This is a genomic window from Algivirga pacifica (genome assembly GCF_039543525.1).
GTDB classification, from domain to species: Bacteria; Bacteroidota; Bacteroidia; order Cytophagales; family Flammeovirgaceae; genus Algivirga; species Algivirga pacifica.
This window is the reverse complement of the sequence record NZ_BAABJX010000005.1, coordinates 104,490-116,973: the sequence shown is the minus strand read 5'-3', so window position 1 is coordinate 116,973 and position 12,484 is coordinate 104,490. Positions and strand designations below refer to the sequence as shown.

At 39.5% G+C, this 12,484-nt stretch carries 10 protein-coding genes; 5 read left to right on the top strand and 5 right to left on the bottom strand.

Features of this window, described 5'->3' with window-relative positions:
- The first annotated feature begins 171 nt into the window (after positions 1 to 171).
- A complete protein-coding gene (locus ABD985_RS01450) occupies positions 172 to 813 on the top strand; it encodes a MarR family transcriptional regulator (protein WP_345368639.1) in 642 nt (213 codons plus the stop codon).
- 230 nt (positions 814 to 1,043) lie between these two features.
- Here the strand turns inward: ABD985_RS01450 and ABD985_RS01445 are convergent, their stop codons facing one another.
- The gene (locus tag ABD985_RS01445; protein WP_345368638.1) at positions 1,044 to 1,637 is read right to left on the bottom strand and encodes a 1-acyl-sn-glycerol-3-phosphate acyltransferase; all 594 of its coding nucleotides are present in this window, start codon (positions 1,635 to 1,637) and stop codon (positions 1,044 to 1,046) included.
- A 180-nt stretch (positions 1,638 to 1,817) separates the two neighbouring features.
- Positions 1,818 to 2,513 carry an SDR family oxidoreductase gene (locus ABD985_RS01440; protein WP_345368637.1) on the bottom strand — a complete coding sequence of 232 codons (696 nt, stop codon included), beginning with the start codon at positions 2,511 to 2,513 and terminating at the stop codon, positions 1,818 to 1,820.
- A gap of 353 nt (positions 2,514 to 2,866) precedes the next feature.
- Here ABD985_RS01440 and ABD985_RS01435 point away from each other — a divergent pair, with 353 nt between their 5' ends.
- On the top strand, positions 2,867 to 3,595 hold the full coding sequence (locus ABD985_RS01435) for an MlaE family ABC transporter permease (RefSeq protein ID WP_345368636.1): 729 nt from the start codon (positions 2,867 to 2,869) through the stop codon (positions 3,593 to 3,595).
- Positions 3,596 to 3,658: 63 nt separating this feature from the next.
- Entirely contained in the window at positions 3,659 to 4,417 is a 759-nt protein-coding gene (locus ABD985_RS01430; protein WP_345368635.1) for an ABC transporter ATP-binding protein, read from the top strand.
- A 283-nt stretch (positions 4,418 to 4,700) separates the two neighbouring features.
- Here ABD985_RS01430 and ABD985_RS01425 read toward each other — a convergent pair whose 3' ends face one another.
- Both ABD985_RS01425 and ABD985_RS01420 read right to left on the bottom strand, forming a co-directional pair.
- Positions 4,701 to 5,516: a mechanosensitive ion channel family protein gene (locus ABD985_RS01425; protein ID WP_345368634.1), complete on the bottom strand. Its 816-nt coding sequence runs from the start codon at positions 5,514 to 5,516 to the stop codon at positions 4,701 to 4,703.
- A gap of 461 nt (positions 5,517 to 5,977) precedes the next feature.
- Positions 5,978 to 6,796 (bottom strand): class I SAM-dependent methyltransferase, encoded by an 819-nt coding sequence (locus ABD985_RS01420; RefSeq protein ID WP_345368633.1) that lies wholly within the window; start codon positions 6,794 to 6,796, stop codon positions 5,978 to 5,980.
- 592 nt (positions 6,797 to 7,388) lie between these two features.
- On the opposite strand from ABD985_RS01420, the gene ABD985_RS01415 reads away from it, so the two are divergent.
- Both ABD985_RS01415 and ABD985_RS01410 read left to right on the top strand, forming a co-directional pair.
- On the top strand, positions 7,389 to 8,783 hold the full coding sequence (locus ABD985_RS01415; RefSeq protein WP_345368632.1) for a DUF4919 domain-containing protein: 1,395 nt from the start codon (positions 7,389 to 7,391) through the stop codon (positions 8,781 to 8,783).
- A gap of 106 nt (positions 8,784 to 8,889) precedes the next feature.
- Positions 8,890 to 9,393: a hypothetical protein gene (locus ABD985_RS01410; RefSeq protein WP_345368631.1), complete on the top strand. Its 504-nt coding sequence runs from the start codon at positions 8,890 to 8,892 to the stop codon at positions 9,391 to 9,393.
- A gap of 92 nt (positions 9,394 to 9,485) precedes the next feature.
- On the opposite strand, the gene ABD985_RS01405 is transcribed toward ABD985_RS01410, so the two are convergent.
- Entirely contained in the window at positions 9,486 to 12,476 is a 2,991-nt protein-coding gene (locus ABD985_RS01405) for a ligand-binding sensor domain-containing protein (RefSeq protein WP_345368630.1), read from the bottom strand.
- Positions 12,477 to 12,484: the final 8 nt, after the last annotated feature.

Here is a 12,484-nt window from a genome sequence, read left to right as displayed (position 1 = left end):
TCAGTCAATTAATATTTAATAAAAACACTAACACACCTATCGTTTATTGCTTATCGCTTATCGCTTATTGTTTAAAATTGATAAAGGATAAACTATAAGCAGTAACCGATAAACTGATCATCAATATTTTATTATTAACTTTAACAATTCTCTGGAACAGTATTAATTCGAATGAGTAAAGAAACGGACGATATCATCAAACTTATTAAGCATTGGAAAGCCTTCAAGGAAGAAGGAGGGAAGGATTTTGCTCAATTTGGAAGTTTTCTAAAGCAAGAAAGCAAGCCTAAAACTCCTCAACACCCTATGGGGGAGGATATGATGCTCAATGTACGTTTGGGGATTCTATTTATCTACCTGGAGCGTTATAAGAACAAGCTGATTAAAAAAGTGATGCAAACACTGCCCTTACGAACTATTGAGGAGTTTTTGCTACTGATGTACTTGGAGCAAACCACGTCTCCACGCAAGTCGGATTTCACGCAATCAAAGTTTATGAAGGCTTCCTCCATGGAGAAGACTGCCATCTTTGAGATGATCAAACGCCTTCAGGCTGATGGGTTTATTTCTGAAGTGGAAGATCCGGAAGACAAAAGAAGTAAGCGTATTCAGCTAACACCTGCTGGCACAGGTATGTTACATCAGTCCAGGGCTGCCTTTATGCCTGTTACACAACTGTTGTTTGCCAATATGAGTGTGGAGGATAAGAAATTACTGTTGGAGAAGTTCCATTACCTTTCGGGGTTTCATGAGCATATCTGGGAAGAAGATGCCGATATGAGTGCGGAGGAGTTGGTCTTGAAATATTTGTAATAACTGGCATACTACCAACCCGCTTTGTTGAATCGTTGAATTGAGCTTCGCTCGTTGAATCGTTGATTCGAGTTGAACTGTTGATTGAAATATATACAAACACTCAAACAACCTATCAACTCGAATCAACGAGCGAAGCTCAATTCAACTCAATACGAAGTATTGAAATTCAACGATTCAACAAAGCGGGTTGGTAGTATACGGGTTGTTTATTCAAGCGATAAACTAGACTATATATATCGCTGATCCAAAGAAAACATCTCCGGAAACTTAGGATACTGCCCATACTGCTTATAGAAATCCATAATTTCTCTCATATCCTTCTCAACATCCCCGGTAGGGTGCAATACTTTACCGATACCCGCTACCTTGTGCTTAAAATCAAGGTAACACAACGTGATTGGTACTCCTGCTTCCAAAGCCGTATAATAAAATCCTGTACGCCATTGCTCTACCTTGGAACGTGTTCCCTCTGGCGGCACCATCACCACCAGTTCGTCTCTGGTCTTGAACAAATTGGCCATAGCCTCTACCATACTCAGTTTTTTGGTTCTTCCATCCTTCGGGCGGCGGTCAATACCTATTCCCCCCATTGGACGAATAGCAATATTCAATGGGAAACGCATCCACTCCCTCTTAATGGCAAAACGCAGTTTCACCCCTACTTGTCGGCATCCCTCTACCGCGAATACGAGATCCCAATTTGTCGTATGAGGAGCTGCCAATGCTACGGACCTTTTCACTTGCTCCAGATCTACTTCCTCATGTACATTCATTGTCCAGCCTTTTAGCCAGAACAATAATCTAAATATTAACCTGATCATAATTGATAATAATATAATTGACACAGGGCGATGCCCTGTGCTATTTTTCCTATTCTAGGGTGATGTCCTGTGCTATTTTCCTATTTTAGGGCGAAGCCCTACCTTCTTTTCTCAACTCACCGAAGGTGAATCTCAACAGCGAAGCGCTCAACCAGCGGTGCAAGCCGCCTCAACAAAGTGTTATAGATCACCTAACTGTGGACGAATAACGACTTCCTCTACACAAGAACGATCCGATAGGATATATGATGCATAAACCACATCGGCTACATCTTCCGGTTTACTGAAGCGATCTTCTGGCAACTCTACGCCATCCCAGCTCGCCGTATAGGTTGCTCCTGGCATAATAGAGGTTACCTTAATATTATGAGGCTTCAACTCTTCCCTTAGACATTTAGACAATCCCATCATCGCATGTTTAGAAATGGCATAGGTCCCTCCATTCGGGTAAGCCATAATTCCGGCTACGGATGCAATATTGAAGATATGTCCTTCTTGACGCTCTTTCATGCCTTTAATAAACCCTCTTGAAAGATAGTAAGCACTATACAAATTGGTTTGCATCACCATTTCCAATACGCCATCCTCTTCTTCATGAATCGCTCCTGGTACAAATACCCCCGTATTGTTCACCAGAATATCCACCTCTTCACCTGTTTGGAGAACAAAATCAATAAACTTCATCGCCTCTTCCTTCTTTGAAAGGTCAGCCGGTTGTGCATAAACTTTAATACCATAGGTACTTTCCACCTCTGTTTTCAGTGCCATAAGGTCTTGCTCGTTACGGGCACAAACTGCTACAGCATGTCCTGCCTGCGCAAACTTATGAATGATGGCTTTCCCAATACCCTTGGTTCCTCCTGTTACTACAATCATGATTTATGTTTCCGTTTTAATACCAATATTTTTAAGGTAGAAGGTAAGAAGTAATCGATAAAACATAAGCCCTTTAACCTTCCACTCCAATGATTTCGCCCCGAAGGTAATGTAAAATGCCTACAAATCCTCAATATCTACATGAGGTCACATGGAAACCCCATGGAGAATTCCACTGATTCAGGACGTTAAAAAAATACAAAGCTTTTCCTCCTATGTCAGGAAACTTATTAAAACTTTTGATTGACATGGAAGTTCTTATAATATTGCAATACCTTGATCATATTGTACACCGTATGATTTTGGCATACAATAGAACTACACTAGCTTCTGCTAGCACTAATAGCTAAAAAATGAAAGCCTTAGGAAAGTATATTATTTTTATGGGAAAGCTGTTCCGAAATAGGGAGCCGCTAAAAGTATATTTGTCTCGTATGATGGACGAGTGCATTATGGTGGGGAATAATTCTATCATGATTGTCTCTATCATAGCCTTCTTTGTGGGTGCGGTAATCGTCCTACAAATGGATAATGCCCTGGACTCTCCATTTATTCCTATCTCTATTATTGGTTTTGCCGAAAGAGAAATGGTCGTATTAGAATTTGCCCCTACCGTAACGGCGATTATTCTGGCCGGAAAAGTAGGCTCCAATATTGCCAGTGAGCTAGGGACCATGCGAATTTCAGAACAAATTGATGCGCTTGAAGTCATGGGGATTAACTCTGCCTCTTACTTGGTACTTCCAAAAATTGTAGCCGGTATCATTATGTTTCCACCATTGGTCATTTACTCTGCATTCTTGAGTATATTAGGTGGGTATGTACTTGTTATGCTTACCGGACTCATGTCTGTAGCAGACTACTTCTACGGTTTGCGTATGGAGTTCGATCCCTTTACAGTTCCTTTTGCCTTGATCAAAGCAATTGTTTTTGGATTTATTGTTACTTCTATCTCTGCCTTCAAAGGATTTTATACCAAAGGAGGAGCATTGGAAGTAGGGCAATCTTCTACTTCTGCCTTTAATAGCAGCAGTATCCTTATTTTGGTTGCAGACTTGTTACTTGCCAAGTTATTACTCTAATACACTGGCAGTTTCAACATCAAACCATGAAATAAGCACTTCAGGAAACTCAGATCAACCAATATGATTCAGATTGAAAATATATCCAAGAGCTTTGGAGACAAGGATGTTCTTAAGAATGTCAGCGCAAAATTTGAGAAAGGAAAAACCAATATGATTATTGGTGCCAGTGGTACTGGTAAGAGTGTATTGCTTAAATGTATTGTAGGCCTTATACAGCCCGACGAAGGCAAAGTACTCTTTGATGGTAGAGATTTTTATGAATCAAACATAGATACGCAAAAGCAGATTCGACGTGAAGTTGGAATGCTTTTTCAAGGAGGGGCTCTTTTCGACTCCAAAACCGTAGAGGAAAACGTTCGATTCCCTTTGGACATGTTGACAAACATGTCTGCCAGCGAGAAGAAAGAACGTGTATTCTTCTGTCTAAAAAGAGTAGGGCTAGAAAATGCAGCTGATAGAAAACCTGCGGAGATTAGCGGAGGAATGCAAAAGCGAGTAGGTATTGCAAGGGCGATCGTGATGAACTCCCAATACCTATTCTGTGATGAGCCTAACTCCGGGTTGGACCCTCAAACCTCATTGATGATCGATAATCTTATTCAAGAGATTACTCATGAGTATAATCTAACGACCATTGTCGTTTCTCACGATATGAACTCCGTAATGGAAATTGGAGAATACATTATGTATATCCATCAAGGACATAAAGTTTGGGAAGGGAACAATAAGGAAATTCTAGATGCCAAAAGTCCTGAGTTACAAGAATTCCTTTTCGCTAACAACCTGGTTAGGAAGTTTAAAGAAGAAAAAAGTAGATAGTCACCTTTAAATGAAACTATCCCTAGATTTTCATTGTATTATCTTGGGATACATAAATGATTATCAGACTATCAGGCAAACGATCATGGGATTAGAGAAGTTAATCAAGCCATTTAATGAGGAATTCAAAGACGATACGATCTGTGAATTCGAACAAGGAGCGTGCTTATTTTGTGAGAACAAAAAGAAGTGCTGTAAAAAGTATAAAAAGAAAGGGAAGTACTGTAAAAAGTGCCCAAAAATATAAAACGTTCGTAGCGTATGCTACGAACGTTTTATATTTTTATTTCTCTTTCATATGAATGTCCATTTGTGGATAAGGAATGCTAATTCCTTGCTCATTAAATGCCGCAAATAGCTTTTTGTTGGTGTCAAAATATACACCCCAATAATCCTCCTTCTTCACCCATGCCCTTACCGCAAAGTTGACAGAACTGTCGGCAAACTGGTTCAGGCCAATAAAGACTTCAGGGTCTTTCAATACTCTGTCATCAGACTGAACTACCTCTCTAATCACTGCCTGAACTTTCTCCATATCATCATCGTAACTCACTCCAATCGTCCAGTCCACTCTCCTTTTTTCTTCTCTTGAATAATTAATCAATGACCCATTTGAGAGTGGTCCATTAGGAATAATGATAACCTTGTTATCTGCCGTATTAAGAATGGTTACAAAGATTTGTATTTCCTTGACCGTTCCGGAGTAACCTTGCGCCTCTATAAAATGTCCCACCCTAAACGGTTTAAAAATAAGAATCATCACTCCTCCAGCAAAGTTCTGCAAGGTACCTGACAAGGCCATACCCACGGCCAAACCAGCCGCACCTAGTATCGCGACAAAGGATGTCATCTCGATACCCATAGTACTTAAAACCGCTATCCCCAGTAATACCTTCAGCAGGGTATTGATTAAGCTGATTAAGAAAGGACGAACACTAACATCCAGTTGAGAGTTTTCCATTCGTTTCTTAATGATATTGGTAATCAGCTTTACGGCCCACAAGCCAATCACCAGGACAATTACCGCCCCAATCAATTTCAGACCATATTCGGTACCAATATCCACCAACTTCTGCATTAGTTTCTCTATATCGTTCATAGTTCTTCGGATTATTGTATAATGAGTGTATTATTTAGAATCCAAGAAAGATAAGGAATCAATAGCAGGATCAAAAATGTCAAAAATCATCTAACAAGACATTATCCTTAGAAACCTAAGGGTATAAAAAAACCTCCATTCCTGGAGGCTCTTTTATTCGTTTGTTCATTTGCTCAGCCTAAAAAATCGAACAAGGTTCTTGATCTTTCTTTTTATGCCATCAAGTCCAAAAAATCTTTTCTCGCTCAAAAAGTTCTCGACTTGGCATAAACTGTTCTTTTATCCAATAGTAGTCATATAAGTCGCAACATTCTAGTTGCATGGTTAAACAGGAAAAGAGCTTTCATCTTTTGCTCGTATCATCCGTGCTTTCAATAAGTTATACAGACTAAAATGGATTCACCCTACCACTTTTTTAACTTTTTTTAGAAATAGTGATTTCTACACTATTTGCGGCATCACTACTTTTCCATCAACAGAGAGTAGGTCATCGGCAACTTATCTCCATGGTGTTTGATTCTATATTGGCTCTCTCCAACTTGTTCTGTATGGGCAAAGCAATCATAAGGAGAGTAATCAAACTCCTCAAAGTGCTTTAGTTGTAATCCTTGTTTCAGCAGACTTCCGATGACCTCTGATAAACTGTGATTCCAGCTCACCGAATTATTGGAAATAGGTGCATCCGGATCAGCATAAGTCCCTTCGGTTAGTTCTACGATAGGTTCCGATTTAAAGTACCTGTAATCAACATTCTTAAAATGATCATCAAACATCCATACGACAGGATGAAACTCTACAAAGACAAATTGCCCTCCTGGTTTGAGGTATTGCTGAACAATCGCAGCCCAACGATCCATATCTGGCAACCAACCTATCGTGCCATAGGAAGCAAAGACTATGTCAAACTGCTTATTCAGGTGTTCAGGAAGGGTATATAAATCACAGCAAATAAAGTCAGCGTCCAGCGATAGTTCTTCTGCCAGTCCTTTAGCCGTTTCAATGGCCTTATCAGAAAGGTCTACCCCGGTAACTTTAGCGCCCATACGTGCCATAGACAAGGAGTCTTGCCCAAAATGACATTGTAAGTGCAACACCTCTTTTCCTTTAAGGTCTCCCAATAAATCCAGCTCAATTTGTTTTAGAGAATTCTCTCCCTTTAAGAAGTGCTCCTGCCTGTAAAAATCAGAAGTTAAATGATGGGTAGTTTTATCGTTCCACAGTTTTCGGTTGATCTCAAGGTAACGGCTTTCCGCCGCTTTCCTTTTGTCTGAATTGTCCATTTTATTCTTTTTTAATCTTTATTACTTACACAAAACGAGCAAATTAAATAATTATTTCGTGAAGTCTTTATGAACCATTCCTCTAAAAAAAAGCTACCCCAATGCATTGCAAAGGGGCAGTCTCTAGAAACCTATTAAACTAACTAATCGGATAGGCAATCTTTCGATCACCTAAACTATATCTTATATATCTATGACGATTTATCTATTCTTTGGGAATGCCTCATTTACTTAAGTGAATGAGTATTCATTTACAAATGTAATACTTTTGTCATATATGAACAAACTCTCTCTCATTTTTTTCATATATCCTTGTTGATCACTCCATTTTCCTATGAAACAAGCAAAATTCCTACATGCCTGAATAAGGCTTAACATGTATTAAAGAAAGGTAAACACCAATCCTCAAAAGGTTCTTTAAATTAAAAAATGGAAGGTTCAAACTCATTGATAACCCATTACCAACTAACAAGTCATGCCTATATATAAAGTCCTTCCTCAACTACTTACTGAAACAATACATTTCATTGTATTATAAATCGAATGGTGTGACTTATTCCTCACAACCCAATGAAAATAACCCCTGAATCCAATGACTAAAAAATATATCAGCATCCTACTCCTAACGCTTATCCATTGGCCTTTACTTTTTGCACAAACCAACAATACCATAATTGAAAAAGGGGAAACTTTATACCAACAAGGGGCTTATCGAGAAGCCATTACATTATTATCTACTCATTTATCCACCCTTCCGGAGGATACTATAGCCTTACAAATCAGGGGCAATTGTTACTGGGAAATAGCTGCTTTTGATAGCGCCCAAATAGATTACCTAACTATACTACAGCTAGCCCCCAACAATGCCGATGTCCATTATAACCTCAGTGGATTACTGGAACTACAATCAGATTTGAATGGTGCGTTGTATCATATGGAGCAATATGTTTTGCTGCTGCCTGAGGATCCCAATGGACATGCCCGCAAGGGAATGCTCTTACACCTGTCAGGAAAAACTGAAGAAGGACTAGAACTACTGGAAAAAGCCGTTACCATGGACGGACAAAACATTATGCCTTTATACTTGCTGGCATGGGTTAACTACGATCAAGGACATTTGGAGGAGACCATCAAGTGGGCACAGCAAGCCAAAACCATTGCCCCTCTGAATAGCAGTATGTACATTGTTGAAGGATTAGCCTACTTTGATCAAAAAGACTACACAAAAGCAGCCGATGAATTTGAACAAGCCTTTACGTTAACAGATGACATCTCACATTTAGCGATGAAAGCCCAGGCACTCATTATGTCTCGTACTCCAGAGGAAGTTTTCTACTACAACAATGAGCAGCATATACTCTTTAAGGATATTCATGCCAAAAACCTAAAACAACTGTCCCAATGGAGTGAGCATCGGAGAGGAAAATACTCTTATAAACAATTAAGTAAAAAGTTTAAAAACAGCCCTTTAAGCTTATCGCTGGATGAGTACTTTATGTTATACTACGGATATGCCAATACCAAAGCCTATGCTCCTTACAGCATGCAAGACAATGAAATGCAAGCAGCCTTCCAAAAGGGCGATTATCAACTTTGCATTAAAATAGGTGAAGAACTCATCGATCGAGAACCACTCAATGGCATACGAAAGTATGAAACATTGGCCCTTGCTTACTTTGCAGAAAAAAACACAGAGAAATTCGAAAAATACATGCAAATCTATCAGGGCTTTCTCAATGGAATTATGGCCACTGGCACCGGCTATAATGAAGACCAAGCCCTATTAGTGATTTCTGCCCATGACGAATATGATATTGTGCGTAACCTAGGGTACTCCTCTGTCACTCAAGAGCTTCTTCACTTAAAAGGCCATCGCTATGATTTATTATTCCTTGAGGATGAACAAGGAGAATCTCGCTCCCTATACTTCAATATTGATAAGCCCTTTACACACCTCAGTGAGCAATTCATGAAAAAGAAAAAGTAAGTCTACACTTCACAGAAATATTTAAAGCAATAATCATTTAACTATTTATAGATCCGTCTATATTTGCTTCTATAAAAGTTCAAAACTTATCAATTTGACACCAAATATGAATCACGCTGAAGAAATTGCAAAAGTAAAGGCGCAAGCAGCCAAAGAAGGACGTGCGTTTATTATGCGTCCAGACGCAGAACAAGATGAGATGCACAAAAATGTCTTGTTTGTTGCTGAATTTGATGGTAAAGAGGAGCTATTCGATGCTTTCTTTTACACATTAGAAGAAGAGTTTTTTGCGAATATCTTTGAAGATGCAGTACAAGAGGTTATTCAACAAAAGCCTGAGTACGCTGAGATGGATTTCAACGCAGAAGAAGGCCCTCACCTGGAATTAATGGACGGTATTGTTGATGCATTAGCCAAAGACGAGGATTATCAAGTTTCTGAGTTCTATGAAATGGATGAGTTTGCTGCTGAAATTGGCGTAGGGTTAGATGTTTGTCTTAACCGTGAAGAAATCACAGAAAAAGACATCGCTGACTTCATTGAGAAGTTCAAGAAAAATGGCGGAGAAGTAGAGTTGGATGACACAAGACGTTCTTTCGATTTCGAATAGTTCAAATAGAGAAAGGGTGAAGGATAAAAGATAATAGTTCTTTCATCCTTTATTCCTGCGTCAGGGCGACCACAAGGATCGCCCTTCATTTTTTATTCATAGACTTCTTCTGCCGACAACTCTTGCAAAAACTGACGTAGACTTTCATCCTGCGAAAGTCCTAGTTTTTTTCTCAAACGGTGTCGGGCAACCTTGACGCTGTTAATAGAAATCCCCAATGTCACGGCAATATCCTTAGAAGAAAGCTGCATTCTATACAAATAGCAAAGCCTTAAATTAGTCTCTGTCAAGTCAGGAAACTGCGTTTTCAAAGCCTTAATAAAGTTCTTGTGTACCTCACTAAACAAGACATTAAACTGCTCCCAATCCTTATCCAACTGAAAACTATCATCAATCTGTCCTATCAAGCCCTTTAAAGCACTCCTTGCTGTTTCCTGTTTTCGTTCCATCTGTTTCAATGCATCCCTTAAGCGCTTCAATAGTTCATTTTTGTGAATGGTGTGTAAGGTATGTGTCATCAATTCTTTTTCACGGAATGAGAGTTGCTCCTCTAACTGACTCTGTACCAATTCTCTATTTTCTTGCTCTGCCGCCAGTAGCAACTTTCCTTTTCGTATCGCTTTTCTCTTCTCTTCTTCCAACTCTTCGGTACGTTGCTTTACCAATCGATTAAGACGCTGCTGTTGTCTTCTTTCCACCCCCAACTTCCAACGGTAAAAAGAAAAGAGTGTTATAATCACAATACCAATCACCAGGCCTGCAAACCAAGGTGTCTGCCAAAAAAATGGCTCAACCACTACTCTGATGGTCTTTACCTTATCTGGCCAATTTCTTGTATCTATAGTCGCTTTTACTTCTAAAGTATAAGTACCTGGTGCCAAGTTCGTATAAGATGCAGTACGTTGGTTGCCTACATAGTTCCATTGCTTATCAAAGCCTTTTAGACGATAAGCATAGCGCATTTTATCGTTATAAAGATAGTTCATTGCCGAATAGGTAATCGAGAATGCTTTCTCTTCTGGCTTCAAAACAATCTTCTCCATTTGAGTCAACTGTCTTGGTAATGTGGTTTCCTCTCCCCCGATACCTACTTCCTGATTAAACACCTTCAACTTGGTCAATTGCACCTCTGGAGTAACATTTCCTTGCGGTTCGTCTGAAGGATCAATAATATTGACACCTTCCACTCCTCCAAATAGTAAACGCCCATCCTTTAATTTCACTGCTGCATTTCGATTGAAACGTCCACTTTGCAGACCATCCTCCTCTGTAAAAGCACTATGTTCCATCGTCATTGGATTAAAGTCCATTACTCCCCTGCCTGTTCCCATCCACAAATGATGTGCATCGTCCTCCACGATACTATATACCATATTATTGGGTAATCCTTCTTCATCAGAAAAAGACTCAAACTTTCGGGTCGTTCGGTTAAAGCGAAATACTCCTCCCCCAAAAGTTCCTACCCATAAGTTCAGCGCATTATCCTCAGTAATACACAATATTCCCTTAGACGTATTATTATTAAAAATAGGCAGGTGATACACCTCAAAGCGTTTGGTTTTTCGGTCAAATCGATTCAGCCCATAAAACGTTCCTATCCAAATATCTCCCCTCACATCCTCATAGATGGAGCGTATCTCTCCGTTACTTAATGTCCCCTCTCGATCATCGGCCGTATAATGTTCAAAGTATTTATTCTTTGGATCAAAAACAGAGATTCCTTTATCCGTTCCGGCCCACACTTTACCTTCCTGATCTACCAAAACCTCCCATACATTATCATCTACAATACTATTGGTATTTCCTGCCGCATACTGATAGCGTGTAATCTTGCCAGTAGCAACCTCTAAATGAGCTAACCCACCTCCATACGTTCCCACCCAAATATTTCCTTGAGCATCTTCATCCAATGACAAGATATTATTACTACCCAATGTATTTGGGTCTGAAGAGCTAAAACGATAATTAGTAAAAGACATCATATCAGGACGAAAACGATCCAAACCCTCTCCATCCGTTCCAATCCACCAATCGTCATTCTTACTTTCATAGAGTGCTGTAATATTTTTCCCTGAAATGGTCGAAGAATGAAAGCATTCTTGTGTCAATAACTGAAAGCGTTCCTGAGGATTGTAAATAAATGCTCCACTAGCGAACGCCCCAATCCAGATATTCCCTTCCCGGTCTTCCATCAAACTTAGCAGGGCTTTCGTATCCATACGGCTACTGGAAAACCCTAAGCGTTCTTGCCGCTTTTGCTTTCTATTCCAGATAAATACTCCTTCCTGCTCCATTCCTATCCACAACAAACCACTTCGGTCAATCATTAAGGAAAGCACTGAACCTCTTCCTCCAATTACCTCTACTAACTTCTTTTGAAGCTTTTTATGCTTCATATCATACTGGTATAACCCATTCAAATAAGTACCGATCCACAACTTGTCTCCATCCATTTGTAAACTACGTACTTCTAGTTCAGGTAATCCTATCAACTTTGCTTCTCCATTTTTGTACTGATAAATACCTGCACTTGTCCCTACCCAAACCTCTCCATTATTCCCTATACTCAATGCTTGAATGGCATTTCCTTGAAATACCTCCGTAACAGACTGAAAGGTATCAGACTCCTCTTCATAGTAAAATAAACCACCACTTACTGTACCAACCCACACAGCCCCCTGTTGATCTTCCATAATAGCTCTGATGTCATGTTGTAAGCTATCCTCAAAGTTATTATAGACTACAAAAGTATCTTTCTCTCGATTGTAGCGATTCAACCCAGCATGAGTACCTATCCACAACCGTTTCTTGCTGTCTTCCAACAATACCCTTACAGCATTAAAACTCAAGGTACCTGGCTCACTCCCTTTTTTATAGGTTTCCATTTCATACCCATCATAACGATTAAGTCCATCATCTGTCCCCAGCCATATGAAACCTTGATAATCTTGGGCAATGCAATAAATATCATTTTGGCTCAACCCATCTGTTGCTGTTAACTTTTTGAGTTGGGCATATTGCGCATATGTAAAAGAAGTCAGAATCGATAAAATCCCTACTAGAAATGATTGTTTGAGAAGCATGTTGTTAT

Excerpts from the sequence above, each read along its gene's own strand:
- ABD985_RS01450 (WP_345368639.1), top strand. The coding sequence starts at position 172 with ATGAGTAAAGAAACGGACGATATCATCAAACTTATTAAGCATTGGAAA.
- ABD985_RS01445 (WP_345368638.1), bottom strand. The coding sequence starts at position 1,637 with ATGATCAGGTTAATATTTAGATTATTGTTCTGGCTAAAAGGCTGGACA.
- ABD985_RS01440 (WP_345368637.1), bottom strand. The coding sequence starts at position 2,513 with ATGATTGTAGTAACAGGAGGAACCAAGGGTATTGGGAAAGCCATCATT.
- ABD985_RS01435 (WP_345368636.1), top strand. The coding sequence starts at position 2,867 with ATGAAAGCCTTAGGAAAGTATATTATTTTTATGGGAAAGCTGTTCCGA.
- ABD985_RS01430 (WP_345368635.1), top strand. The coding sequence starts at position 3,659 with ATGATTCAGATTGAAAATATATCCAAGAGCTTTGGAGACAAGGATGTT.
- ABD985_RS01425 (WP_345368634.1), bottom strand. The coding sequence starts at position 5,516 with ATGAACGATATAGAGAAACTAATGCAGAAGTTGGTGGATATTGGTACC.
- ABD985_RS01420 (WP_345368633.1), bottom strand. The coding sequence starts at position 6,796 with ATGGACAATTCAGACAAAAGGAAAGCGGCGGAAAGCCGTTACCTTGAG.
- ABD985_RS01415 (WP_345368632.1), top strand. The coding sequence starts at position 7,389 with ATGACTAAAAAATATATCAGCATCCTACTCCTAACGCTTATCCATTGG.
- ABD985_RS01410 (WP_345368631.1), top strand. The coding sequence starts at position 8,890 with ATGAATCACGCTGAAGAAATTGCAAAAGTAAAGGCGCAAGCAGCCAAA.
- ABD985_RS01405 (WP_345368630.1), bottom strand. The coding sequence starts at position 12,476 with ATGCTTCTCAAACAATCATTTCTAGTAGGGATTTTATCGATTCTGACT.